19 protein-coding genes and 1 pseudogene are annotated in these 25,769 nt (G+C 71.0%); 8 read left to right on the top strand and 12 right to left on the bottom strand.

The genetic code is table 11. The features are described from left to right. Positions 1 to 11 precede the first annotated feature (11 nt). Positions 12 to 1,040, bottom strand: a complete 1,029-nt coding sequence (locus AABA78_RS11540) for an AAA family ATPase (RefSeq protein WP_338263017.1) — start codon at positions 1,038 to 1,040, stop codon at positions 12 to 14. A 374-nt stretch (positions 1,041 to 1,414) separates the two neighbouring features. Between AABA78_RS11540 and AABA78_RS11545 the strand changes: the two genes are divergently transcribed. Then, entirely contained in the window at positions 1,415 to 2,695 is a 1,281-nt protein-coding gene (locus AABA78_RS11545) for a hypothetical protein (protein ID WP_338263018.1), read from the top strand. A 54-nt stretch (positions 2,696 to 2,749) separates the two neighbouring features. On the opposite strand, the gene AABA78_RS11550 is transcribed toward AABA78_RS11545, so the two are convergent. After that, on the bottom strand, positions 2,750 to 3,637 hold the full coding sequence (locus tag AABA78_RS11550) for a LysR family transcriptional regulator (RefSeq protein ID WP_338263019.1): 888 nt from the start codon (positions 3,635 to 3,637) through the stop codon (positions 2,750 to 2,752). A 97-nt stretch (positions 3,638 to 3,734) separates the two neighbouring features. On the opposite strand from AABA78_RS11550, the gene AABA78_RS11555 reads away from it, so the two are divergent. Both AABA78_RS11555 and AABA78_RS11560 read left to right on the top strand, forming a co-directional pair. Continuing rightward, positions 3,735 to 4,682: an NAD(P)-dependent alcohol dehydrogenase gene (locus tag AABA78_RS11555; protein ID WP_338263020.1), complete on the top strand. Its 948-nt coding sequence runs from the start codon at positions 3,735 to 3,737 to the stop codon at positions 4,680 to 4,682. Between the two features lie 53 nt (positions 4,683 to 4,735). Beyond that, positions 4,736 to 5,707 (top strand): alpha/beta hydrolase, encoded by a 972-nt coding sequence (locus AABA78_RS11560; protein ID WP_338263021.1) that lies wholly within the window; start codon positions 4,736 to 4,738, stop codon positions 5,705 to 5,707. 5 nt (positions 5,708 to 5,712) lie between these two features. On the opposite strand, the gene AABA78_RS11565 is transcribed toward AABA78_RS11560, so the two are convergent. After that, complete coding sequence (locus AABA78_RS11565; protein ID WP_338263022.1) at positions 5,713 to 6,372, bottom strand: glutathione S-transferase family protein; 660 nt, start codon at positions 6,370 to 6,372, stop codon at positions 5,713 to 5,715. A gap of 92 nt (positions 6,373 to 6,464) precedes the next feature. Between AABA78_RS11565 and AABA78_RS11570 the strand changes: the two genes are divergently transcribed. Then, the gene (locus AABA78_RS11570; RefSeq protein WP_338263023.1) at positions 6,465 to 6,962 is read left to right on the top strand and encodes a winged helix-turn-helix transcriptional regulator; all 498 of its coding nucleotides are present in this window, start codon (positions 6,465 to 6,467) and stop codon (positions 6,960 to 6,962) included. Here the strand turns inward: AABA78_RS11570 and AABA78_RS11575 are convergent, their stop codons facing one another. Further along, positions 6,963 to 8,105 carry a hypothetical protein gene (locus tag AABA78_RS11575; protein ID WP_338263025.1) on the bottom strand — a complete coding sequence of 381 codons (1,143 nt, stop codon included), beginning with the start codon at positions 8,103 to 8,105 and terminating at the stop codon, positions 6,963 to 6,965. A gap of 180 nt (positions 8,106 to 8,285) precedes the next feature. On the opposite strand from AABA78_RS11575, the gene AABA78_RS11580 reads away from it, so the two are divergent. Next, on the top strand, positions 8,286 to 12,074 hold the full coding sequence (locus AABA78_RS11580; protein ID WP_338263027.1) for a TIGR02266 family protein: 3,789 nt from the start codon (positions 8,286 to 8,288) through the stop codon (positions 12,072 to 12,074). A 10-nt stretch (positions 12,075 to 12,084) separates the two neighbouring features. Next, on the top strand, positions 12,085 to 13,332 hold the full coding sequence (gene fliB / locus AABA78_RS11585; protein ID WP_338263028.1) for a flagellin lysine-N-methylase: 1,248 nt from the start codon (positions 12,085 to 12,087) through the stop codon (positions 13,330 to 13,332). Positions 13,333 to 13,341: 9 nt separating this feature from the next. On the opposite strand, the pseudogene AABA78_RS11590 reads toward fliB, so the two are convergent. Next, a pseudogene (locus tag AABA78_RS11590) lies at positions 13,342 to 13,905 on the bottom strand (DsbA family oxidoreductase); the annotation flags it as partial. Between the two features lie 181 nt (positions 13,906 to 14,086). Here AABA78_RS11590 and AABA78_RS11595 point away from each other — a divergent pair. Next, positions 14,087 to 16,117 (top strand): prolyl oligopeptidase family serine peptidase, encoded by a 2,031-nt coding sequence (locus tag AABA78_RS11595; protein WP_338263029.1) that lies wholly within the window; start codon positions 14,087 to 14,089, stop codon positions 16,115 to 16,117. Between the two features lie 54 nt (positions 16,118 to 16,171). Here AABA78_RS11595 and AABA78_RS11600 read toward each other — a convergent pair whose 3' ends face one another. From AABA78_RS11600 to AABA78_RS11630, 7 genes are all read right to left on the bottom strand, one after another. After that, the gene (locus tag AABA78_RS11600; protein ID WP_171438469.1) at positions 16,172 to 16,450 is read right to left on the bottom strand and encodes a hypothetical protein; all 279 of its coding nucleotides are present in this window, start codon (positions 16,448 to 16,450) and stop codon (positions 16,172 to 16,174) included. 78 nt (positions 16,451 to 16,528) lie between these two features. Further along, on the bottom strand, positions 16,529 to 17,284 hold the full coding sequence (locus AABA78_RS11605; protein ID WP_338263030.1) for a DUF4142 domain-containing protein: 756 nt from the start codon (positions 17,282 to 17,284) through the stop codon (positions 16,529 to 16,531). A 335-nt stretch (positions 17,285 to 17,619) separates the two neighbouring features. After that, positions 17,620 to 19,410 (bottom strand): peptidase MA family metallohydrolase, encoded by a 1,791-nt coding sequence (locus AABA78_RS11610; RefSeq protein ID WP_370469452.1) that lies wholly within the window; start codon positions 19,408 to 19,410, stop codon positions 17,620 to 17,622. Then, positions 19,407 to 22,550: a DUF4175 family protein gene (locus AABA78_RS11615; protein ID WP_338263031.1), complete on the bottom strand. Its 3,144-nt coding sequence runs from the start codon at positions 22,548 to 22,550 to the stop codon at positions 19,407 to 19,409. The genes AABA78_RS11610 and AABA78_RS11615 overlap by 4 nt, the downstream gene beginning before the upstream one ends. Positions 22,551 to 22,784: 234 nt before the next feature. Further along, positions 22,785 to 23,312, bottom strand: coding sequence for a MarR family winged helix-turn-helix transcriptional regulator (locus AABA78_RS11620; RefSeq protein ID WP_338263590.1), 528 nt, complete (start codon positions 23,310 to 23,312; stop codon positions 22,785 to 22,787). A gap of 253 nt (positions 23,313 to 23,565) precedes the next feature. Beyond that, positions 23,566 to 23,880, bottom strand: a complete 315-nt coding sequence (locus AABA78_RS11625; RefSeq protein WP_216623169.1) for a ComEA family DNA-binding protein — start codon at positions 23,878 to 23,880, stop codon at positions 23,566 to 23,568. Positions 23,881 to 23,915: 35 nt separating this feature from the next. Beyond that, a complete protein-coding gene (locus AABA78_RS11630; RefSeq protein ID WP_171418415.1) occupies positions 23,916 to 24,158 on the bottom strand; it encodes a hypothetical protein in 243 nt (80 codons plus the stop codon). 354 nt (positions 24,159 to 24,512) lie between these two features. On the opposite strand from AABA78_RS11630, the gene AABA78_RS11635 reads away from it, so the two are divergent. Next, entirely contained in the window at positions 24,513 to 25,694 is a 1,182-nt protein-coding gene (locus AABA78_RS11635) for a PDDEXK nuclease domain-containing protein (protein WP_338263032.1), read from the top strand. The last annotated feature ends 75 nt before the right edge of the window (positions 25,695 to 25,769 follow it).

Here is a 25,769-nt window from a genome sequence, read left to right on the forward strand (position 1 = left end):
GGTGGAAGCGCCTAGCCCTTCACCACCGTGAGGAGCTGGTCGATGAGCTTCACGGACGTGATGCCGTCGCTCTCCGCGGTGAAGTTGGGCAGCACGCGGTGGCGCAGCACGGGCCGCGCCAGCGCCCGCACGTCCTCCACCGTGGCCACGAAGCGGCCGTTGAGGATGGCGCGCGCCTTGGACGCGAGCACCAGGTACTGGCTCGCGCGAGGACCCGCGCCCCACGACACGTTCTTCGCCACGAAGTCCGGCACGCCCGCTTCCTTGGGGCGCGTGTGGCGCACCAGCTCCACCGCGTAGCGCACCACGTGGTCCGGTACCGGCACGCGGCGCACCAGCTCCTGGAGGGCGAGGATGCGCTCGGGGGACAGAATCTTCTCCAGCTTCGGCGGCGCGCCGGCGGTGGTGCTCTTGACGATCTGCACCTCCTCCTCGGCGGTGGGGTAGCCCACGTCCACCAGGAACATGAAGCGGTCCAGCTGCGCTTCGGGGAGGGGATAGGTGCCCTCCTGCTCGATGGGGTTCTGCGTCGCGAAGACGAGGAAGGGCAGCTCCAGCGGGTACGTGCGGCCACCGGCGGTGATGCGGTACTCCTGCATCGCCTGGAGCAGCGCGGCCTGCGTCTTGGGCGGCGTGCGGTTCACCTCGTCCGCGAGGATGATGTTCGCGAACAGCGGCCCCTGCATGAAGCGGAAGGAGCGGCGGCCCGTCGTCTTGTCCTCTTCCAGGATGTCCGTGCCGGTGATGTCCGACGGCATCAGGTCCGGCGTGAACTGGATGCGGTTGAAGGACAGGTTGAGCACGTCCGCCAGCGTGGAGATGAGCAGCGTCTTCGCCAGGCCGGGCACGCCCACGAAGAGGCAGTGGCCGCGGCTGAAGAGCGAAATCAGCAGGTGCTCCACCACGTCCCGCTGGCCGACGACGCGCTTCTCAATCTGTTCGACGATGGCGTTGCGGGCCTGGGCAAGCTCCTCGACGGCGCGCAGGTCCTCGGGGGTGGCGTCGGACGGGGGGAGTGGGGCGGGGGCGGCGCTTTCCATGGAAGGGTTCTCTTAATCGGCGCGCGGGGGGCGGACCAACGGTTTCCGTCGCCCTGGAGCCCCGAGCGTGGGGTGGCAACCGTTCCAGGGGCCCCGTATTCCACGCGTCAAGCCACGGGTCCGCCCGGCCCCGCGCCCGGCCCCCCGTCCGCCCCCCGGCCTGTTTCAGTACCCCCTGGACAGGGGGGAATGCCGGACCGTGGACACACTGCTTACGTTCCCAAGGCACCTGCGATGGGGCAGGGCAGGCATGGGAGCACGGCATGCGTTCAGCACGGCGAGTCATCTGGGGCGGGTGGGCACTTCTGGGCGCGGGACTCCTCGGGCTGGGCGGCGCTGCGTGTGGAGGGGCTTCGGCGGAGGAAGCTGGCGATGTGACCCCCAGTGCGGAAGCCCAGGGCACGGTCCCCTCTCCGGCCCCCCAGACGGCTGCTCCCTCGGCCGGTACCCAGGCCCCCGCGCAGGCCCCCACGGCGGAGGCTCCCCGGCCCTCGGCCCCGGCGGTGAGCCCCTGGTCGTTCACGCTGGGCGGCCCGCAGGATGACACCGGCGCGGGGCTGGCGGTGGGGCGGGGCGGAGATGTGCTGTGGGTGACGTCCGGCACGCCGCGCTCGGACGAGGACCGTGAGCAGGTGGACGGCGAGCGGCTGGTGATGACGCTGTCGCGGTATTCGGCGGACGGCACGAAGCGGTGGGCGAAGGAGTTCGAGCGCAACCGCTTCTCCGACCTGCGCGTGGCGGGCTCCACGGGGGCTGACGGCGCGGTGTTCCTGTCCGGCAACGCGTTCCTGTACTCGGCGGACTTCGGGCTGGGCGAGGCGCAGGACGGCTTCCTGGTGAAGTTCTCCCAGGCGGGCACGCCCGAGTGGCAGACCCGCGTGGGGCAGAAGGTCTACGCGGTGTCCGCGGACGCGGCGGGCGGCGTGGTGGCCCTGGGTGAGGAGTGGACGACGGAGGCCCACACGCCCCGGCTGGTGCGCTACGCGGCGGACGGCGCGGTGCAGTGGACCAAGACGTTCGACGGCGCGAAGGACGGCACGCAGCTGTCGGCGGTGGTGCTGTCGGCCACGGGCACGTCGGTGGTGGCTGGCCGGCTGGTGGGCCCGGTGACGGTGGACGGGCGCACGTTCGACGCGCAGGGCACGGGCGGCTTCGTGGTGCTGGCGTTCGGCGCGGACGGCGGGCTGGCGTGGGGCCGCGAGGTGCCGGGCGTGAACGGCCGCGTGGGCTCCGTGTCGGTGGGCGCGGACGGCACGGTGGCGGTGGCGGGTGAAGCGGTCGGCCTGCTGGTGTGGAACGGCGTGGCGCTGGATGAGGGCGGGCCGTTCGTGCTGACGGCGAGCGCGGACGGGCAGGAGCGCTGGGTGAAGCAGCCCACGTGCGGCTCGGCGTCGGTGGGCACGGTGGCGGCGGTGGAGGCCGCGGGCCCGGTGGCTGCTGCCTGCGGCAACACGCTCACGCGCTACGCGGCGGACGGCGCGCTCCTGGGCTCGAAGACGCTGGCGCCGGAGGGGTGCGAGAGCGGCACGTGCTCGCTGGCGACGACGGCGCTGGTGGCGGCGCCGGACGCGGGGCTGGTGGTGTCCGGCTGGCAGCGCGATGGCGCGGGCGACACCTGGAACCAGGATGCGTTCCTGCGGCTCGTGACGCCCTGAACCTGACAGCGTGACTTGAATGGGGTGCGCGGCCGGTGGCGCGCACCCCTTTTTCTATGCGGGCTCCAGGCCCACGGCGCGGACGGCCTCCTGCACGAGACCGCGGACCCAGGCGTGCTTCGGGTCGCTCTCGTTCCCCAGATGCCAGGCCAGGAGCATCTCGAGCGGAGGCATCGCGACAGGCAGGGGCCGCAGCTCGAGCCCGAGCGCCTTCGCGTGCGCGGCGGCGAAGCTGCGTGGAAGGACGGCGAGTCGGTCCGAGCCCTGAATGAGCGGCAGTGCCAGGGAGAACGTGGTCACCACGCGCGTCACGCGACGCGGGAAGCCCTCCTTCTCCAGGAGCACGTCGATGCCGCCGCGGCGCGACTGCGCGAGTGGGGCGACGAGGACGTGCTCCCACTCGGTGAATCGCTTCAGCGACATGCGCCCGGTGGCGAGGGGATGCGCCCCGCGCATGACGCAGACGAACTCGTCGACGAACAAGCGCTGCGAGCGCAGGTCCCGCTCCTTCGCGATGTCCGGGACGATGGCGAGCCCGCCGTGCTCCCGCAGGAACGCCCCCAGGTCCGGCGTCTGGGTCCGGAGCGTGAGCAGGGCCCCGGGAGCACGCGCCGCGAGGAGCCGGTCGAGCGTCGGCAGGAGCAGTTCCGCGACGCGGTCCGACGTCGTCACGTAGATGTCCCAGGTCGCCGTCGCCGGGTCGAAGGGACGCCCCTGGTCGAACAGCCGCCCGGCCGCCAGCATCACCTCTCTTGCGGGCGCGCGAAGCGACTCGGCGCGCTGCGTTCGCACGAGCGCCCTCCCGTTGCGGACCAGGAGTGGGTCGTCGAAGTCGACGCGCAGCCGGTGCAGGGCATTGCTCGCCGCCGCGGGCGTGATTCCCAGCTTCTTCGCCGCGCGCGTGACGTGCGCTTCCTCAAGCAGGTGGTGGAGCGAGCGCACGTGATTCAGGTCGAAGGCCGATAGATTCACAGCGTGAACAATAGACCTTCCCACCATCAAGTTCCGCGAATGAGTGCTGCCCCGTAGCTTGAGGGGCATGAACGCACTCACCTACAGCCGCTTCGGCGGTCCTGACGTCCTCCAGCACACCCAGCAGCCGGCGCCCCGCGTCCGCGCCCACCACCTCCTCATCCGCGTCCGAGCCGTCTCGGTGAATCCCATCGACGGGAAGATCCGGCGCGGCGAGCTGCGACTGCTCAGCGGTGCTCGCTTCCCGAAGTCGCCCGGCTCGGACTTCGCTGGTGTCGTCGAGGAGGTGGGGGAGGGCGTCGAAGGTTTCTCGGTCGGAGACCGCGTGTTCGGCTTCCCCGGAAGCATGCGGGAGGGAACGCTCGCCGAGCTCATCACGGTCGCGGCGACCTCCGTCGCCCGGATTCCGCCGGGGCTCGACGACGTCGGGGCCGCGGCGGTCTCGATGGTGGGGCTCGCGGCGCTCCAGGCCTTGCGTGACGTCGCGAGCGTCGCCCCCGGTGAGCGCGTGCTCGTGAACGGCGCGACGGGCGGGGTGGGGCTCATGTTGATCCAGCTCGCCCGGTCACGTGGCGCGCACGTCACCGCCGTCACCTCCGCCGCTGGTCTGGACGTGGCACGGCGGTTCGGTGCCCAGGCGGTCCACGACTACCGCGCCCGGCCGCTCGCGATGCTCGGCGAGCGGTTCGACGTCGTCTTCGACCTGAGCACGAAGCTGTCCTTCGCCGAGGCGCGTGGCCTCCTCACGCCTCGTGGCCGGCACGTAGGGTTCGAGCCGTCGCCCGCGTCGCTCATCGCCTCCAAGGTGCTCGGCCCCTTCCGCAGCCAGAAGCAGCTGCTGCTCGTCACCAGGCCGTCCGGCCGGGACCTCGCGGACCTCGCTGTGAAGCTCCAGGCCGGGGAGCTCCTCCCGCCGCCCGCGGAGGTGTTCGAGCTGTCCGACGCTCGCGGCGCGTTCGAGCGGTCCGAGCGCGGCGGCGTCATCGGCAAGGTCGTCATCCGAGCCGCGCCCTGAAGCTCCCGCCTTTCAACGCAACCCCACACACCGGCACATCCCAGGAGTCACCCATGTCCACCCGTCATCTCGTCGACCCGTCCCTCCTTTCCCTCACCGCTTACGAGTTCCTCCCGGGGCTCTCCCGCGAGAACCACACGGACGCCCGCGTGTTCATGGACCAGATGATCGCGTCCATCGCTCCCCGGACCACCGCGCTCCGCGGCGAGGTGCGCATCCCCGGGCGGAACGGAGCGCCCGACGTCCGGCTCGTCATCCAGACTCCGCCGGGTCAGACCACGGCGCGGCCCGCAGTGCTGTTCCTGCACGGCGGCGGCATGGTGATGGGCAGCGCCACCATGGGCGAGGGCTTCGACGCGGAGCTCGCCCTCGCGCACGACGCCGTCGTCATCTCCGTCGACTACCGCCTCGCGCCGGAGGTGCCGTTCCCGGGTCCCATCGACGACGCCTACGCGGCGCTGCGCTGGGTCCACGCGAACGCCGCGTCACTCGGCGTCGACCCGTCGCGAATCGTCCTCATGGGGCAGAGCGCCGGTGGCGGGCTCGCCGCCTCATTGGCGCAACTCACCCGCGATGACAACGGGCCCCGGCCCGCGGCGCAGATCCTCATCTACCCCATGCTCGACGCCCGCACGGGGACGGCCCTGGAAGCGGACCCCAACCCGACGACGGGCGAGTTCTCGTGGACGCGTGCGCACACCCGCTTCGGCTGGGAGTCCCTGCGCGGGGACTACCTCCCGACCGACGCCCGCGCCGGGCACTTCTCGGCCTCGCTCGGCCAGGACGTCTCACACCTGCCCCCCGCCTTCATCGCCGTGGGGTCGCTCGACGTCTTCTTCGACGAGTCCATGGACTACGCCCGCCGTCTCTCCCGCGCGGGAGTCTCGGTGGAGCTCCATGTCTACCCCGGGGCCATCCACGGCTTCGATGCCATCCCGAACGCCTGGATGACCACGAGCTTCAAGCGCGAGCTGAACGAGGCGCTCGCCCGGGCGCTCCGTGCGCCGACCGAACTTGCGGCGTGAGCTCTTCAGTCCCGGTCCGGCGCGCCCAGCGGGAAGAGGTGGCGGAACGGGCGCCCTCCGTCCACCGCTCGGGCGACGGACGGGTGGGCCAGCAACCGCGCGCGGTAGGCGCGCAACTGAGGACAGGACTCGGGGATGCGGTGGGTCCAGTCCGCGTAGAAGAGTGACGGCGCGGCCGCGCAGTCCGCCAGCGTGAAGTCCGCGCCCGTGGCCCAGGTCCTGCCAGCGAGCTGCCCCTCAATCCAGGCGTAGGCGCGCTCCAGGTTCTCCACGGCCGTGGCCAGGCCGTCCTTCCGCTTCGTGGCATCCCCTGTCAGCGCGCCATTCACGGCGTGCTGGACCATGTTCATGACGTGCAGGTCGAAGAAGCGGTCGAGGAAGCGCACGTCCAGCGCGGTCATCGGATCCGCGGGCAGCAGGCGGACCTGCCCGGGATGCGCCAGCTGCAGGTACTCGATGATGACGCTCGTCTCGACGACCTGGCGCTCGCCGTCCACCAGCAGCGGGAACTTGCGCAGCGGCCAGCGACGCAGCCACTCGGCCGTGTGCTCCGGCGTGTCCGGCCCGATGTTCCGGAACTCGAAGGGCGTGCCGTTCTCGTACAGCGCGATGAGGACCTTCTGCGTGTAGGAGGAGAAGGGGTGACCGTAGACCGCGAGCGCCATCGGAAGACCTTTCAACCACTTGTGATTTGCAAGTGGTTGAACCGTATCCGCGCTACTTGCATATTGCAAGTATCACCCCTGGGAGGACGGCCATGCCGCAGACAGGACGCTCCGGCTGTCCCATCAACCTGACGCTCGAACAGCTTGGAGACCGGTGGAGCCTCATCGTCATCCGCGACGTGATGTTCGGGAACCGGCGCACCTATGGGGAGCTGCTGGAGCAGAGCGAGGAGGGCATCGCCTCCAACATCCTCGCGGACCGGCTGAAGCGGCTGACGGCATCCGGCCTGCTGTCGCGACGCCCGGATCCGAACCACCGGCAGAAGGGCATCTACAGCCTCACGGAGGCCTCCATCCAGCTGGTGCCCCTGCTCTCGCACATGGCGGCCTGGGGCCGCCGGCACACGCAGCCGAGCGAGGAGCTGTCGGTTCGCGCGGAGTTGCTGGAGAAGGGCGGCCCGCCCCTCTGGGACGGGTTCATGGACGAGCTGCGCCACCTGCACCTGGGCAAGCCGCGCCCGGCGCGCTCGGTGTTCGGTGAGCTTCAGGCCGCGTACGAGAAGGCCGTCGCGCGGCGTGCCCGGCGGTGATCAGGCCGTCGCGGTGTTCAGCTTCAGGTCCTGGTTCAGGCCCGCGTCCTTACGCACGCGCCAGATGTACTGGTCCAGGAAGTAGTGGTGCAGCGCGAAGCCCCAGATGAAGCCCTCCATCAGGTCTCGCAGCGTGAGCCCCGCGCCCCCCAGCGCCACCTTCGCGTCGAACGCGCCGCAGCCCGGGTGCACGCCCATTCCGCAGCCCAGCGTCCGGTACGCCAGCGTGAACGCGAGCCCACAGAGCGCGTAGACGATGAAGCGCTGGCTCACCTTCGGCGCCTGTCCGAACGCCGCGCGGTCCACGCCGTCCGCGTGATAGCGGTTGCGGTGAAAGAACCAGACGATGCCGTGGTACTGCACGTTGTGGAACGCGGTCACCGCCACGGTGAACATCAGGAAGTCCATCCGCCGCGACACCGACGGCCAGAACACCAGCGACGTCAGCCCCAGCGCCGCGCCCAGCATCAACAGCTTCGGCCCGTTCACTCCCAGCCCCCGGCGCCACCGCCACACCTGCCGCGCCGCGAGCACGCCCACCACCGCGAGCACCAGGGCGAAGCACGCGTGCGCCGCCCCGACCTCCCAGGTCGGCTCCGCCATCAGCCCCAGGCGGCGCCGCGCCCCCGGATGCGTCAGCGCGAACGCCACGAACGGCGCGAGCAACCCCACGTACAGCGTCACGCTGTCCAGCCGCCGGTCCCACGCGTCCTTCTCCCCGGCCTTGCGCTGGTAGAGCACCATGATGCCGTAGTGCTGCCGCACCACGTGCCAGTACGCCCAGAGCGCCGCCAGCGTCACGAACACCGCGAAGGGCCAGCGCTGCCCGGCCAGCACCGACACCGCGAACACCGCCGGCCCCGCCACGAACCAGCCCAGGCTGCCCCACAAGAGCCGCGCCCGCGCCTTCCGCTCGCGCGCGTCCAGGTACGTGCGCGACACCGTCGCGAACAGGTGCGGCCCGTCCAGGAGCAGCACCCACGCCCACCACAGCGGCGGCCCGCTCACGCCTCCCAGCACGTGCAGCGCCATCAGCGCGAGGCTCGCGCCCAACCCCCCGACCGTGGAGAGCAGGTCGTGCCGCCGGTCCACCAGCCACCGCGCATGCAGGGGAACCGGGGCGAAATGGGGAACCGCGTTCATCAGGGGACTCCCGTCCGGCGGACCCGGACCGCTTCCTTGGGGGACAACGAAGTCCCAGGATAGCGGGGACGTACAGGTAAGACGCAGGCGCACCTGGGGTCTCGAAGGGGTACCGGACAACCGGGCGGGGGGCCAGAACCCCCTTGAGGGAATGGCCCCCGGACGCGACAGTGCCGAACCATGGATCAAGGTCGGCGTACCTCGGACCGCAAGTCGGTCGGTCTGCTGGTGAAGCTCAAGCATGAGTCCGTGGGGAGCTTCACCGAGGAGTTCGCCACCAACCTCAGCCCCGGGGGCATGTTCATCCGCTCGCGCACGCCGCAGCCGGTGGGCACGCCCGTGCGCTTCGAGGTGCAGATCGCCAACGGCGTGCGCGTGCTCCAGGGCACCGCCACCGTGCGCTGGGTGCGCGAGGTGAACGACCCCGCGGGGCCTCCGGGCATGGGCCTGGCGTTCGAGGAACTGGATACGGCGAGCCGCGCGCTCGTGGACCTGATGCTCCAGCGCAAGCCGGGCGCGAGTGCCGCTCCTGCCGCCGCGCCGCTGCCGTCCATCGCGCCGGCTGTCGCTCCGGGAATCGCGCCGGTCGTGGCGCCGGGCATCGCCCCGGTGCGTCCGCTCGTGGCCGCGCCTCCGCGTCCCGCCGCCGTGGCACCCGTGCGTCCCGCCGCGCCGCCCGCCGCGCCCGCGCGTCCCACGCCGCAGGCCCCGGGGGGCGCCGCGCTCGATTCGCTGTTCGACGACCTGGATGCTCCGTCCGCGCCGTCCAGCCCCGCGCCCGATTCGCTGTTCGACGACCTGGATGCTCCGTCCAGCCCCGCGCCCGCCGCGGATGAGCCGCTGTCGCTGGGTGGGGCGGACGAGCCGTTCTCGTTGGGGGCTCCGGAAGAGGACCTCGGGCTCGCGTTGGCGGACCCCGCGAACGACGTGGACATCCCGCTGGACGAGCTCATCGCGGGGACGCCTCCGCCCACCGTGCCGGGAGTGCTGTCGGGAGGCGACGAGCCGCTGCCGGGGTTCGACTTCGAGTTCGAGGCGCCCTCGGGGGACGGGCCCATCGCGATGGGAGAGCCGCTCGACGAGGCGCCCATCGAGGTGGGCATCTCGGTGGAGGACGGCGCGGCTTCGGGCGCTGGCGATGCGGGTGGGTTCGAGCTGGATTTCTCGGATGCCTTCGACCCCGCGCCGCCGCCTCGCGCCGCGCCGGTGGCACCGCCGCCCGTGCAGCGCGCCGTCCCGCCGCCGCCGCCCGCCGCGCCGCCAGCGGCGCCCGCGCAGACCTCCGGTGGCAGCACCGAGTTCGACCTGGACCTGTCGTCCCTGGACGACGACGGCCCGCTGGAGCTGGCGCGCGAGCCCGCGTCCTCGCCGGGCCGTCACCGGCCGATGGGGCGTGAGCCCGCGTCGTCTCCGGGCCGCGCCGCCGCGCCGGGCCTGGGCCGTGAGCCTGGATCCGCGGCCGGTCGTGCCGCCGCGCCGAACCTGGGCCGTGAGCCGGGATCCGCGGCCGGCCGTGCCGCCGCGCCGGGCCTGGGCCGCGAGCCGGGATCCGCGGCCGGTCGTGCCGCCGCGCCGGGCCTGGGTCGCGAGCCGGGATCCGCGGCCGGTCGTGCCGCGCCCGGATTGGGACTCGAGCCTCTCTCCTCGGGTGGCCGTGCGGCGGCTCCGGGCCTGGGCCGTGAGCCGGGCTCCGTCGCTGGACGGTCCGCCGTGCCGGGGCTGGGACTGGAGCCTGGATCCGCTGGACGCGCTTCCGTGCCGGGGCTGGGACTGGAACCCGGCTCCGCGAACCGCGCCGCCGCGCCGGGCCTGGGACGTGAGCCCGGCTCCGTCGCCGGACGTCCCGCCGCGCGCGCCCCCGGTGAGCTGCCGCTGGAGCCCGGTTCCTTCGCCAACCGTCCCGCGGCGCCGGGCCTGGGCCGCGAGCCCGGCTCCGCAGCGGGCCGCGCCGGTGCCCCCGACCTGTCCCAGGAGCCTGCCTCCTCCTGGGGCCGCGCCGTCCCGCAGCAGCCGCCCGCGCCGCAGCGCCCGTCCGGCGGTAGCACCGAGTTCGACCTGGACCTGTCCGTGGACGACGACGGACCGCTGGAGCTGGCGCGCGAGTCCACGTCGTCTCCAGGACGTCCCGCAGCGCGGCCCGTGGCCCCGCCGCCGCCGCCGAGCGTGCTGCCTCCCTCCGTGCGCCAGGCCCCGCCAGCCCCCGCCGCGCCGAGCGCCCCTGCGATGCTCGCGCCCGCCGCCGCTCCGGCCGCGCCCGCGCCGCCTCCGGCCCTGGACGCCAACGGCCAGGTGCGCCCCATCTACCTCACGCCGCCGCAGACGCTGGCGGGCACGGGCCCCGTCATCGGCATCGACCTGGGCACCACCAACTCCTGCGTGGCGCTCCTGTCCAACGGCCGGCCCGTCGTGCTGCGCTCGCGCGAGGGCTACAACACCATCCCGTCCGTCATCTCGCTGAGCGCGCAGAACAAGCTGCTCGTCAGCCACCGCGCGAAGAACCAGCTGGTGCTGCGCCCCACGCACACCATCTACGGCGCGAAGCGCCTCGTCGGCCGTCCCTACGACAGCGCCGTGGTGAAGCAGGTGCGCGAGCGCTTCCACTACGAAATCACCCCCGACGCCGCCGGCCGCGCCGCCGTGCGCCTGGGCAACGACGTGCTGTCGCTGGAAGAGGTGCAGGGCATCATCCTGCGCGAGTGCAAGGAGATGGCCGAGACCCACCTCAACCAGAAGGTGGAGCGCGCCGTGGTCACGGTGCCGGCCTACTACTCCGAGCCCCAGCGTGAGGCGGTCCGCAAGGCGGGCCACATGGCCGGCCTCAAGGTGGAGCGCATCCTCAACGAGCCCACGTCCGCGGCGCTCGCGTACGGCCTCAACCGCGAGCTCAACAAGAAGGTGCTCGTCTACGACCTGGGCGGCGGCACCTTCGACGCGACCATCCTGCGCATCGAGAAGAACGTCTTCGAGGTGCTGGGCACCGGCGGCGACATCTTCCTGGGCGGTATCGACTTCGACAACCTCATCGTCGACTTCCTCCTGGAGCGCTTCCAGGAGAAGGAGGGCGTCGCGTTCAACGGGGACGGCATCGCCCTGTCGCGCGTGGCCGACGCCGCCGAGCGCGCGAAGATGGGGCTGTCCGAGCGCAGCACCTTCGAGGTCCACATCCCCATGCTGATGATGGACAACGCTGGCCGCCCCCGGGACCTGCGCGTGACGATGTCGCGCCAGGACCTGGAGAAGATCTGCGACCCGCTGCTCAACCGCACCATCGACGTGGTGCGCGACGTGCTCCTGGACGCCAAGCTGCGCGCCAACGAGGTGGACGACATCATCCTCGTGGGCGGCATGAGCCGCATGCCGCTGGTGCGCGAGAAGCTCAAGGGCCTCTTCGGCAAGAACGCGCAGGCGAGCGTCAACGCGGACGAGGCCGTGGCGCTGGGCGCGGCGCTGTACTCGGGTTCGGTGGACAAGGTGAGCAGCGTGGTGCTCATCGACGTGCTGCCCATGACCATTGGCGTGGCCATGCCCGGCGGCGGCTTCAAGCGCGTCGTCGAGCGCAACAGCCCGCTGCCCACGCAGCGCTCGTTCGCCATCAGCACGTCGCAGGACAACGAAGAGCGGATGGAGCTGTCCATCTTCCAGGGCGAGGACAACCACATCTCCGCCAACGAGTACCTGGGCACCGTGCGCATGGAAGGGCTCCCTCGAGGCCCCAAGGGCTCCGTGCGCGTGGCCGTGACGCTGAAGCTCGACTCCGAATGCGTGCTGCACGTGGAGGCGCGCGAGTACTCGACGCGCAAGGAAGTGAAGGCGACGCTCGCCACGCGCTACTCGCCGGAGGAGCTCCAGAGGCAGCTCCAGGTGAGCAAGGAGGCGGTGAACGCCGCCGAGGAGCGCCGGGGCGCCGACCTCAAGGACCGCGCGGGCCGCTTCTGGGGATTCGTGAAGAAGGCGCTGGGCCGCAAGTAGACTGGGGCCCATGACCGCCTCCGCCCCCCGCTACATGGCGCGCTTCCGCTGCATCGCGGAGGCGTGCGAGGACACCTGCTGCGCGGGGCTCACGGTGCCCATCAGCGAGTCGCGCTGGAGCCTGCTGCGCCAGAAGGTCGCGGGCAGCCCGGACGAGGCGCGCGTCGCGGCGTTGATTTCACCGAACCCGGAAGGCGCCACGGGCCAGCAGGCGGGCATCCTGGGCAAGCGCGCGGACGGACACTGCGCCTTCCTGGATGAAGCGAAGCTGTGCTCGCTCCAGCGCCGGTATGGCGAAGCGGTGTTGCCGGACGGCTGCTCCGTCTTTCCGAGGGTGCTCACGCGCTGGGGCGCGCAGGTGGAGATGGCCGGGTCGCTCGCGTGTCCGGAGACGGCGCGCCTGTGCCTGCTGGCGGAGGACGCGCTGGTGCGCGAGCCCGTGCCCGAGGAGCAGGCCCTGCGCCCCCAGGTCGCGCGGCAGGTGGCGGCGGGTGACGACGCGTGGACGGCCCACGCGGACACCGTGCGCGAAGCGATGCTGCGGCTCCTGGCGCGGCGTGAGGTCCCGTTCGCCGCGCGCCTGTTCGCGCTGGGCCGCATGGCGCTGGGCCTGGGCGACTTCTACTTCCCGGGGACGACCGACGACGCGGCCGGCGAGCGGCTCACGACCCTCCTCCGCGAGTACGAATCCGGTGAGACGCTCGCGTCCCTGCACGCGCAGCTCGAAGCGCTGGAGCTGCCCGGAGGCCCGTGGGCCGGCATCTGCGGCGCCGTGCTCCGCTCGCGCGAGGCCGCCGTGAGCAGCCCGCGCTTCCTCTCGCTCATGCACGCCGTGCGCGCGAGCTACGGTGGCGCGGACACGAGCCCGGACGACGCATGGCGCCTCCACGCGGCCCGGCGCTCCGCCCTGGAGTCCCTGCACGGTGAGCGCGTGCACCAGTACTTCCTGCACCACGCGCTCAACCACGTCCTGCGCCACCCGTTCACGGAAGCCCCGAGCCTCCTGAACGCCGTGTTCCTGCTCGTGCTGCGCGCCTCCGTGGTGCGCTGGGTGCTGCTGGGACACCCGGCCGTGGTGGCGCTGCTGGACGCTCCCGGTACGCCCGAGGCCGCGCTGGACGCCGCCGCCGTGGAGGCCTTCCAGGTCGTCGCCAAGCACGTGGAGCAGGCGCCCACGTTCCTGGACTTCGCCAGGGGCCTGGCCGGCGAAGGTCCGGAGACCTTCGCGCGGCTGCTCATCCTGGTGAAGGGCCTGTAGCGCCCGCGCTCAACCCTGCGACTTCGGCTTCGCGCCCAGCTGCTGCATGGCCTTCTGGAACGACGGGTACTCGTGCGCGCCCTGGATGGCCAGCTTGTCGCCCAGGATGAAGGTGGGCACCGCGCGGATGCCCATCTCCTGGGCCTCGCGCACGGACTCCTCCACGAGCTGCCGGTAGCGGCCCTCCTCCACGGCGCGCTGCAGTTCGTCCGGATCCAACCCGGCCTCCGCGCCCGCGCCGCGCAGCGTGTCCCACTGCCAGAGGTCCTGACCCTCGCTCCAGTAGCGCCGCAGGATGGCGGCCTGGAAGGGCTCCAGCCGGCCTTGCGCCCGCGCGTACTCCGCGGCCTCGTGCGCACGGCGCGTGGACGGGATGATGTCCCGTTGCACCATCGTCAGCCCGGCCTTCGCGGCGCGGAGCTTCAGCGGGTTGTTGGGGTCCTTCATCCCCTGGCGCACGTACTCGGGCAACGGCAGCCCTTCCGGAGGCGTCTCCGGGCGCAGGAAGTAGGGGTGCCACTCCACCTGGACGTCGTATTCCTTCTTCAGCTTCTCGACCTCACCGAGGCCGACGTAACACCAGGGTCAAACGAAGTCGGACCAGATGTGGACAACGATGGGTGCGCTCATGGGCTGAAGCTCTAGCACCGCGCGTCGGAGCCTTCCACCCCTTCCACCCGGCCTGCATCCAGCGGTGGACAGCCCGCCCTCCCAAGGGCACGGTCCGCTTTCCATCCTTGCGGAGGAACCACCCGTGCCCCTGTCGCTCCTCGCGGCCCTGGCGCTCGGCGCCAACCCGGCGCCCGCGCCCCATCCGTTCAATCAACAGGACCTGGTCACGCTGCGCCGGCTCAGCGGCCCGCGCGTCTCGCCTGACGGCCGCCAGGTCGCCTACGTCCTGCGCTCCACCGACCTGGAGCAGAACCGCGGCCGCACCGACCTGTGGCTCGCCAACCTGGACGGCACGGCCCCTCGCCAGCTCACCTCCCACCCGGACAGCGACAGCGACCCGGTCTGGGCCCCCGACGGCAAGAGCCTCTTCTTCCTGTCGTCGCGCGGCGGCTCGTCGCAGGTGTGGCGCCTGCCCGTGGACGGCGGCGAGCCGCTGCCCGTCACGAAGCTGCCGCTCGACGTGAACAGCTTCGCGCTGTCGCGCGACGGCCAGCAGCTCGCGGTGGCGCTGGAGGTGCGCCCGGACTGCGCGGACCTCGCGTGCAACACGCAGCGCGCCGCGGAGGCCTCCAAGAAGAAGACCACCGGCCGCGCGTATGATCAGCTCTTCGCGCGCCACTGGGACACGTGGGGGGACGGCACGCGCTCGCATCTGTTCGTCGTCCCCGTGGCCGGCGGCACGGCCGTGGACGTGATGAAGGGCATGGACGCGGACGCGCCCAGCAAGCCCTTTGGCGGCGCGGAGGAGTTCACCTTCACCCCGGACGGCAAGAGCGTCGTCTTCGCCGCGCGCGACGTGGGCCGCACCGAGTCCTGGTCCACCGACCTGGACCTGTTCGTCGCGCCCATCGACGGCAAGGCGAAGCCGCGCAAGCTCACGGAGAAGAACCGCGCCACGGACACGAGCCCCGTGTTCAGCCCGGACGGCAAGACGCTCGCGTACGTGGCCATGTCCCGCCCCGGCTACGAGTCCGACCGCTTCCGCGTCATCCTGCGCACGTGGCCGGGCGGCCAGGAGCGCGTGCTCACGCAGGACTGGGACCGCTCCGCCGGCTCGCTCGCCTGGAGCAACGACGGCGCCACGCTCTACACGACGGCCAACGACGTGGGGCAGAACGCCGTGTTCGCGCTGGACGTGGCCACCGGCAAGCCGCGCCGCCTCACTCAAGGCGGCAACGCGGAAGGCGCCCAGCCCGCGGCGGACGGCCAGGTCGTCTACGCGCTGGATGACCTGGACTCGCCCTCGGACCTGTACGCGATGAAGGCGGATGGCACCGGCGCCCGTCAGCTCACCCAGGTGAACCAGGAGGCGCTCGCGGGCCTGAAGTTCGGCGCCTTCGAACAGTTCAGCTTCCCGGGCTGGAACAACGAGACGGTGCACGGCTACGTCGTGAAGCCGGTGGACTTCGACCCGAAGCGCCAGTACCCGCTGGCCTTCCTCATCCACGGCGGGCCGCAGGGCAGCTTCGGCAACCACTTCCATTACCGGTGGAACCCGCAGGTGTACGCGGGCCGCGGCTACGTGGCGGTGATGATCGACTTCCACGGCTCCACCGGCTACGGCCAGGCCTTCACGGACTCCATCGCCGGGGACTGGGGCGGCAAGCCGCTGGAGGACCTGAAGAAGGGCGTCGACGCCGCGCTCCAGAAGTACCCCTTCATCCACAAGACGAAGCGGTGCGCGCTGGGCGGCAGCTACGGCGGCTACATGATCAACTGGATCGCCGGCAACTGGGCGGACGGCTTCCAGTGCCTCGTGAACCACGACGGCATCTTCGACGAGCGCGCGGCCTACTACGACACGGAGGAACTCTGGTTCCCCGAGTGGGAGCACAAGGCGCTGCCGTGGGAGAAGCCGGAGACGTACGAGAAGTTCAACCCGGTGAACCAGGTGGCGAAGTGGAAGACGCCCATGCTCGTCATCCACGGCGGCAAGGACTACCGCGTGGTGGACACGCAGGGCATCGCCACCTTCACCGCGCTCCAGCGCCGGGGCATCCCGTCCCGCTTCCTCTACTTCCCGGATGAGAACCACTGGGTGCTCAAGCCCCAGAACAGCATCCAGTGGCACGACGAGGTGCTGGGCTGGCTGGACCGCTGGACGCGCAAGTAGCGCATTCGGCGGAGTGTCCCCCGGGGCTTCTGGCCCCGGGGCTTCACCGGCGCCTCAGGGGATGCCGAAGCAGTCGTCGATGCAGCTGGCGAGGACCTCCGAGCAGGTGCGGTCGGAGATGCACTCCGCGCACTCCGCGGTGCGCGCGCGGCGGTCGTCCTGCTCGCTCTCCTTCTCGTCCTCCCAGGCGCCAATCTTGTCGGCGCACTTGCCGGTATCCAGGTCGGCTTCGAAGCACTCCTTGCGTTTGTCGCAGATGGCGTCCGCGTTGTTGGAACAGCCGGTGAGCAGCAGCACGGAGACACAGGAGGCCAGGGCAATCAGTCGTGACATGGCGCGGCAGTATGCAGACGAAGACGCCTCCCGGGAATGCACTTCCCAGGAGGCGTCCCGGTCTTCAGCGAAACTGGATTACTTCGTCTTCGTCGTATCGCCCGTGGTGCCACCCGTGGAGCCGCCCATGGTGCCCGTGGAGCCGCCCATGGAGCCGTGGTTCATGGAGCCGTGGTCCATGGAGCCGCCCTGCATGCCGGCGCCGCCCACGCCCATGGCGTCGTCCAGCTTGCCCAGCGCCTGGTAGGCCATGTCGCGGTGCTTGGGCAGCTCCTGGCTGAGCTGGGTCAGCATGGTGGTCATCTCGGCGGGGGCGGAGGTCATGCCCTGCTTCGCCGCCATCACCATGCCGATGGCCGCGTCATGGGCGCCCACCTGGTTGGACATGTAACACGAGTCGAACGGCATGCCCTTGAGGGTCTGGAGCTTGTCCATGAGCGCCTTGTCGGCGGCCATGGCTTTCTTCTCCATGTCGTTGGTGGCCTTGGGCATCTCCGCCAGCTTCAGGTTCTGCGTCTTCGCAAAGTCCATGACCTGCTTGTCCGCGGCCGTGTGCGAATCAATCATCATCTTCGCGTAGCTCTTCACGTCCGGGTTCTCCGAGCTCTTCTGCGCGAGCTCGGCCTGCTTGATCTCCGACTGGTTGACGTAGTGCAGGCGCTCCAGGAAGGCCTTCGGGTCCGTGGGGGCCATGAAGCCCTTGAACTCGGCCATGCCCTTGGCGGCGGGGGCGGGCTTCGTGGCGGGCGTGGTGGGCGCGGCGCTCTGGGCCAGCGAGACACCGCCGGTGAAGAGGACCGCGGCGAGGGTGACTCCGTGCAGGGTGCGCTTCATTGGGTGCTGCTCCTTTTCAGGGCCTCGGAAGTGAGGCGGGACAAAGTCGGTGGACCGGGGGCTCCCGGGTCCGCGCGGCGCACCTTGGAGCAGGGCGCCACGGCGAACCCAGCGGGTGGGGAGGCGGACGTGTGCCAATTCACGTTGCGTTCGCGGTCGGGTGCGCCAGTGGACAGCGCCACTGCCCCCGGGACCGGGCGCGCACGTTCAGCACCACACGACTGTCTGGGAACGCCATCCCGTCGTCCTCCTCGTGCCCGAAAAGCTAGGCATCCCGGGAGGGCGGGGAGGAAACGGAGGCATGGCCCCGGCTGGCTGGCAGCCGGGGAGGGGGGCTACTTCGCGGGGAGCGGCGCCGGGGAAGGTTTCGGCGCGTCCTTCCGCGGCGGAGCGGACTTCGGCGCGTCGGGCGTGCCGGCGGGGACGTTCTTCGTCTCCGACAGCTCGTCCTCCGCGCGCAGGAAGGCCTGGGCGGCGCGGTCCACGTCGTCGGGCTTGAGGCCCGTGAGGTTGGCGGCGGCCACGCGCGTGCGCGACGCGAGCGCCGTCTCCCCCAGCGCGCCGTGGATGCGCGTGAGGGCCACGTGGATTTCCGGGTCGAACGGGTCGGAGGCCAGCGCCTCCAGGTACGCCGTCTTCGCCTTCGGGTAGTCCTTGCGGAACAGCAGGATGCGGCCCAGGTGCACGTTGGTGGAGGGCGAACCCGGGTGCATGCGCAAGGAGCCGCGCAGCACGGACTCCGCCTCATCCAGCCGGCGCAGCTCCAGGAGCGCGAGCGCGAACTTGTTGGAGACGGACTCGTACTTGTCGCCCACCAGCTTGTGCGCCCGCGCGTACTCCTCCGCGGCGGCCTTCACGCGGTTGCGCTCGCGCAGCACCTCGCCCAGGTGCGCGAACTTGCGCGCGGGGACCTCCGTCACCTCGGCGAAGCCGCCGAAGGAGATCTCCCGCCCCTTCTTCTCGCTGTCCTTCTTCTCTCCTTTGGCGTCCTCCTTGAGCACCACGCGGTCGTCGCGCGGCACCAGCTCCTGGGGGAAGGGCTGCTTCTTCACGTAGGACAGCCACGTCTTCTCGAAGAGGGGGAAGGGCATGCCCGTGGCCGCCTCCACCGCCTTCTTGTCCGGCTGGCCCGCCTTCAATTCCTGCAAGAGGGTGCGCAGGCCCGCGGTGCCCTTGGTGCCGTGGATGTAGTCGATGGCGTAGAACACCTCCGCGAACGCGGTGGCCGCGTCCTCCGCCGTGGGCAGCATGGCGATGGAGGGGTGCATCTTCTCGAAGGGGATGAGCTTGTCCTCCTTCACGCGCTTGCCCAAGAGGGCCTGCGTGGAGGGCGTCATGGCCAGGCCGCCCTTGCCGCGCCAGCGCGACTCCAGGAACTTGGCCAGGCCCTCGTGCAGCCAGATGGGCACGGTGTTGTGGGACAGCTGGCTGACCACCAGGTGCACGTACTCGTGCGCCAGCGTGTCCTGCCAGTCGTAGCCCTGCGCCACGGCCTTGGGGCTCGTGACCATCAGCTTGTTGAACTTGCAGATGGCGATGGTGCCGGTGGTGCGGATCTGCTTCTCCGTCAGGGTGCTGACGCGGGACAGCTCGCGCGCGTTGTTCACCACCTCCACGCGCACCTTGCCCGGCGGCGTCCAGCCCAGGTCCTCCGACAGCGCGCGGTGGATGGACTCCAGCGTCTCCAGCGCGTAGGGCACCAGCACCTCTTCCTTGCCCTTCGGGTAGAAGAAGATGAAGTGCTCGCTCTCCGCGCGCTGGTGTCCCTTGACGATGGCGCGCGTGTCCTTCGCGAGCCGCAGGTAGCTGCCCGGCTTGTCCTCGATGTTGGCCGCCTCCAGCAGCGTCACCGCGTCCTCGTACTGGCCCTCCTCGAAGGCCACGCGCCCCTGGAAGTACTTCAGGGGCTCCAGTTCGGACGGCACGCGCTTCTCGACCTCGGCCAGCTCGCGCCGGGCGGTGCCCACGTCCCAGTCGTCCAGGGACTGCTCCACCTTGCCCAGCCGCTGCTTCACCTCTTCCTTGAGGGCGGCGTCGGGCGGCTGCGCGAAGGCCGTGGGGACGGCGAGGAGGAGGGCGCACAGGACGCCCAGGCAGGGGATGGACGCGTGCGTGCGGCGGCTCACTTCACCAGCTCCTCGTAGTAGCGCTTCACCTGCTCGCGGTACTTCTCCGGCGCGCCCTGCTTCATCGCGTCCAGCAGGTCCTTGCGGAACTCGCGAGGCGCCTGGAAGGCGTCTTCATCCGGCAGCTCCACCTTGTCCTGCGGGTTGCGGCCGTTGCCCTCCTGCTGGCGGCCGGAGCCCATGGGCATGGGCAGCCCGCGGCCGCCCTTGCGGCCCTGCTGGCTCTGCTTCATCTGCTGCTGGAAGCGCTTGAGGCCCTCCATGGCGGCCTGCTGTTCGCCGTAGCCGCGGCCGGGGTCCTTGCCCTGCATGCGCTGGGACGCCTCGCCCATGCGCTGGCCAATCTCATCCATCTGCTGGCCGGCCTCCTCCCCGAACAGCGGCGCCGTCTGCTCCATGTCCTCCATCTGCTGGCGCAGGCCCTGCGCGCGCTGCTCCAGCTGCTGCTGGCGCTGGCCCAGCTGCTGGAGCTGCTGCTTCTCCTGCTGCGACAGCTGCGAGCCCGGCGGCGGGAAGAGGCTCTGGAGTTGCTGGCTCACGTCCGACACGTCGCGCGCGTCCTTCTTGAGCTGCTCCGCGAGCTTCGCGGACTGCTGACGCACCTCCGGCGGGTTGCCGAACATCTCGTCCAGCTGGCGCTGCTGCTCGCCCATGCTGGACAGCTGGCGCGCGGCGTCCTCCGCGCGGGCGGCGGACTCGGCGGCCAGGTCGAAGTCGTCCACCTTGAGCGCGTTCTCCACGTTGCGCAGCTCGGACTGGGCCTCCTCCAGCGGGCGGGCCGCGCGGCTGTTGAGACGACCCGGGTCGAGCTTCTGGTAGTGCTCCTGCACCTGCTGCACCTTGCGCGCGAGCTCGTCCTTGAGGGCCTGGCCCTTCTCCTTGAGCCGGTCGCGGTTCTGGCCGCGGGCCTGGTCGCGCAGGGCGCGCGTCTGCTCGGCGACCTTCTGCTGCTCGTCCATGGTGCCCTGCAGGTCGTCCATGAACTTGCCGAACTTCTCCGCCAGCTCCGGGTACTGCTCCGCGCCGAAGTCCTCCTGGGACTTGTCCATGGAGTCGAGCATCTCGTCCATCTGCATGCCCAGCTCCTGGAGCTTCGCCAGGGCCTCGTCCGCCTTGCCCTCCTGCATCAGGCGCTCCACTTCATCCATGGCGCCCTGCATGTCCTCCTGCTCCATCATCTCCGACAGCGCCTCGGCGTTGAGGTGCTCGTCGCGGATGCCCTTGCGCAGCTCCGCCATGCGCTGCATCAACTCCTGGATGCGCGACTTGAGCTGCTGGATCTGCTGCATCACCTGCTCGCGCGCGGCCTCGTCCGGGTTGGCCTTGAACTGTTCGATGAGGCGCGACAGGTCGCGGCGCTCGTTGGCCAGTTGCTTCGTCAGCTCCTGGAGCGCCTCCAGCTTCTGCCGGTCCAGCAGCGACTCCAGGTAGAGGATGTCGCGCTCCAGGCCCTCGATTTCGTCCTCCACCACGGCGGTGAGCCGGGTGCCGGTGCCCCAGTCCTCGCCGCGCGCGCGCTGGGTGCGCAGGTACAGGCGGCGGAAGTCGGAGGTGGTGCCCACGCTGCGCTTGAGCTCCCCGCCGATGTTCAAGAGCGCGGAGATGATCTCCTTGGGCACGTCCTTCTCGCGCGACAGCTCGGAGCCCTGGGCGCGGAAGTCGTCCGCGAGCTGCTGGCCGCCCGTGTCCACGGACTTCGCGGCCTCCACCGCCTGCGCGTCCTTCTGCTTCGCGCGGTCGGGCCCCTCCAGGCGGTCCGCCAGGTGGTCCACGAGCCGGCCCCACAGCGCTTCGGCCTTCTCCAGAGCGGCGCGGCGGTGCTCGGCGGCGCTGTAGACGCGCAGGGTCTGGGTGCGGCTGACGCCCTTCTTGGGGCCCTCCACCGCGTCGTTGTCCTTCGCCTCCACGTAGTAGGTGATGCGGTCGCCGGGGGCGGGCTTGAGCGGGCCCAGGTTCCAGTTGAAGGTGCCCCGGCTGCGGCGGCTGTCCTCGCGCGGCAGGTTCACGCGCGTCTCCTGCTTGGCGCCGGGCATGCGGAACACCAGCGCGAGGCCGGACAGGCCGTAGTCGTCGGTGGCCTCGTACTTGAGCGTCACCGTCTGGCCGGGGTCGACCTCGATCTCCGTGGACGGCGTGAGCAGCGTCACCTGGGGGGACTTGTCCGCCTCCACGGTGAGGGGGATGTCCGGGCCCACCGCGAGCGGCTTCGCGCGCGCGCCGTAGAAGACGAAGTGGTAGTGGCCGCCCTGCTTCGCGACGAAGCTGCCGGTGAGCTCCCGGCCGCCGGTGACGGTGAGGGGCAGCGTCTGGTCGTTGACGACGACCTCCGCGCGCTCGATGGGGCGGTCCGAGCGCGTCTTCAGCGCGACCTCGGTGCCGGCGGGGGCGCTGACCTCGCCGTTGGTGCCCGGCACGGTGCGCGGCGCGAGGCCGGTGTACGCGGGGTAGCGGTACGTCAGCTCGATGTCGCCGGTGATGGGCTCCACCTGCGCGGCGGTCTCCGGCCGCGCGGCCTGCTCCCGCAGGTGCTTCCAGCCCGCGGCCCACCGGCCGCCCACGAAGAACAGCAGCACCGCGAGCAGCAGCACCGCGCCGCCGCACGCCATGGCCACGCGGCGCAGCGGCTGGCGGTCCACCACGAGCCCGGGGTCCACCGTGCGGGCCCGCTCGTCCATCTGCCGCAGGAACGCGTCCGCGAGCTGGGGGGACCAGCCGGCCTCCTCCCGGCGCTCGCGCGACAGCTCCACCGCGGCGAGCACGTCCAGCGACAGCTCCGGGCGGCGCTGGCCCACGAGCCGGGCGGTGAGCAGGTCGTCGCCCACCTGCCGGCGCGCGAGCACGACGCCGAACAAGCCCGCCACCGCCGCGCCCACCGGCACCGCGAGCCACAGGAGCCCCTGGGCGAACCCCGGCGCCACCCGTCCCAGCAGGCCCGTGGCGAACAGCAGCACGAGGGCCGCGACGGCGCCCAGCAGGACGCCCTGGGCCCAGAGCTGGCGGCGCTGACGGGCGCGCACCTGGGCGAGCAGCTCCGCCACGCCCCCGGAGCGCGCTTCGCGCCGGGCCTGGGGAGGCGGGGCCGGGGGAGGAGGCGGGGGCGGCAGCTCGGGGCCTGGGCTCTGCGGTGTCTCGAGGTTCACGCTGGCTTGTCCGCTCGTCGGTCGCGAGCCAACCCCGGGCGGGGCGGGCTATTTCCCAATTGTGACGCACTCCCGCCGTCTTCGCGCGTGCATCGCCGGGGCGGAAGGCGGAAGGGGACGGCCTGTGTCCGCCGCAGGAAGGAGGGGCGGACGGCAGGGTTCTGGGGACAACGCGGAAGGGGGACCCGCGCCCTCCCCGCCCGCTGGGGACGGTGGGAGGGCAGGGCGGCGCGCTCAGCCCTCGGCGGAAGGAGGGGAGCGGGGGGCGGCCGCGGCGTCCTCCATGGGGGCGGAGAGGCCGCCCAGCTCCTCGGCGAGCGCGGTGAGCACTTCCTGGGTGAAGACGATGCGGTCGCGGGGCATGCGGGCGAGCACGCGCTGCACGGCGGACTCGACGGTGCCCTCGGACGGGATGTCCAGCGCGCGGCCGGTGTCGGTGAGCGCGAAGAGGGCCTTGCGGCCGTCGAGCGGATCCGACTTGCGCTCCAGCAGGCCTCGCTTCTCCAGGCGCTTGAGCACCCCCGTGAGGGTGCTGGGGTGCACGTGGAGGATGTTGGCGAGCGTGCCGGCGGTGATGCCCGGGAAGCGCCCGACCAGCCGGATGACCAGCCGCTGCGGGCCGGTGAGCCCCAGCGTGGACTCCATCCGCTTGGACGTGGACTGCAGGCCATGGTCCACGGCCCACAGGAGGCGCATGAACTCCAGCACCTCGCCCAGCTGCTGGTGCGATCCCCGGGACTTGCTGCCCTCCGGGCCTGCCATCGACTCCGGGGCGTGTGTGTCCTTCATGGGCGCATCCTCCTTCAACTCCGGCCTCCCTGTCTTTCCGATGTGTTCCAAAGGTTGGGCGTGTCCTACCGCGTCGGCCTGTGGGTTCCAGCAAAATCCGGAAGGGGTGCTCGCGGCTGGACGGGGACGCCCGCCCGGAGGCCTTGGAAGGCGGCGACAAGGGCCGCCCCCCGGGCATGCCGGAGCCCGGGGGGGACCCTCATGAGCCTGACTCAAACCGTGGATTTCATGGGTTCGTGACGCTTCCCTCCCTTCCCGGCGGCGACCCGGCGGGGACCTGCTCCACCTTGAGCGTCGTGGGGCCGCTGAGGGCCAGGTGGGCCCTCAGCTTGAGGAACTTCTTCTTGCCGAAGCCCTTGACCCGGACCAGCTCCTCGACGCGACCGAAGGGCCGCTTCTTGCGGTGCTCGAGGATGCGCTGCGCCGCCTTCTCACCCACGCCCGGCAGCAGGTCCAGCTCCGCCGCCGTGGCTTCGTTCAAGTTGACCACCCCCACGTATTGCGTGCGCGAGCTGGCGGCCTCCGCACGCCCCGCTCCCATCAGCACGCAGCCCAACACCCACGCCCAGGCCCACTTCACGAGTGGCCCCCCACGCCCGTCTCCGTCCCCGCGTCGCCCGCGAAGCGTCCGCCCGCCGCCGTGTCGCGCTTCTCCGCCGCCTCGCGCACGTGCAGCTTCCCGTCGAGGGGCAGCACGTCCAGCAGCACGTTGAGCGAACCGTCCTTGTTCACGAACGCGCTGCCGGCGCGCACCCAGATGCTTCCGCCCTTGCCCTCGCGGATGGAGAACACCGCCAACCGCTTCCCCGCCATCAGCATCGACACGCTTCCCCCTTCAGAATCCCGCGCCACCACGGCCGGGGCACCTCGCTGGCTCGACCGCCTGAGGTCGCGTCGGGGCATGAGCAGTCCGCGTGCCAGCGGCGTGCTCCTCTGAGGTCGCGTCAGTGCACCGTGCGGCGGTGCGCGCGGCGTCCACGCACGGGGATGGGCGTGGATGCTCCAGCGCGTGTCTTGCGCGGTGAGAGACGTGGCCTGCCGAGAACGCACCGAGCTTCTGGGCTCGCATCAGGCAGTGGGGCCGGTCGAGTCGGGCGCGGCGGCACCGGTGCTGCATGGCGTTGGAGCAGTGGGGCTTTGACCTCTGACCGCGACACCTTTCCAGGAACCGCCATGAAGATGTCGCGCAAGAGGGGAGGCAGTACCGTAGGGACGCCTGAACGCTCGCGCGAACTGCTTGTTGTCGCGCCCGGCGACCAAGAGGTTTCAATGCTCGTCCACGACCTCAGTTCAATGATCGAGGCGGCTCGCCAGCAGGTCGCGGTCACCGCGAACGCCACGCTCACGACGCTGTACTGGCAAATAGGACATCGCGTCCTCACCGAGGTGACGGGTGGGCAGCGCGCGGAATACGGTGGCCAGATTGTCTCCGCAGTGGGGAGACAATTGGAGGCCCGCTACGGACGTGGCTTCGGCGAGAAGAACCTGCGCCGGATGGTGCAGTTCGCCACCGTGTTTCCCGACGCGGAGATTGTCGCAGCACTGCTGCGACAATTGGGGTGGACCCACTTCACCCTGCTGATTCCGCTCAGCGACCCGCTAAAGCGCGAGTTCTACGCCGAGATGTGCCGCGTCGAGCGATGGAGCACGCGCGAGCTGCGCCAGAAGATCGACAGCATGCTCTTCGAGCGCACGGCACTCTCCAAGAAGCCGGAGGAGTTCATTCGCGGGGAGCTCGCGGCGCTCCGCGAGAAGGGCGAACTCACGCCGACGCTCGTGTTCCAAGACCCATACATGCTCGATTTCCTCGAGCTCTCCGACACCTACAGTGAGAAGGATCTCGAGTCAGCCATCCTCCGCGAGATCGAGCGCTTCCTCCTCGAACTCGGAGTGGGCTTCGCCTTTGTCGAACGTCAGAAGCGCATCACTCTCGACGGCGACGACTACTACCTCGACCTGCTCTTCTTCCATCGGCGCATGCGAAGGCTCGTCGCCATCGAACTGAAGATCGGCGACTTCAAGCCCGCGGACTCCGGCCAGATGGAGCTCTACCTGCGGTGGCTCGATCGACACGAACGCCAGCCTGCCAAGCAGGCTCCGCTCGGAATCATCCTATGCGCGGGCAAGAAGCGCGAGACGGTCGAATACCTCGACCTCGACGCGCGTGGAATCCATGTCGCCGAGTACCTGACTGAATTGCCTCCGCGTGAGGTCCTCCAGGAACGCCTCCACCGTGCCATCGAGTCCGCGCGTGCAAGGCTCGAAATCAGGACAGGGGTCGATGTGGACGCAGCTTCGAGCACGCCGGCCGCGGCGACTCGAGGCCCGAAGCGGAAGCCCAAGGGGAGGAAGTGAAGGGCTCCAAGGTCACACGGCCCGCGCCTTGACGGGCCTGGGGTGACCTCCTGGAAGGACCGTGCCCTTGGGTGC

The organism is Corallococcus caeni (assembly GCF_036245865.1).
In the GTDB taxonomy this organism is placed as follows: Bacteria; Myxococcota; Myxococcia; order Myxococcales; family Myxococcaceae; genus Corallococcus; species Corallococcus caeni.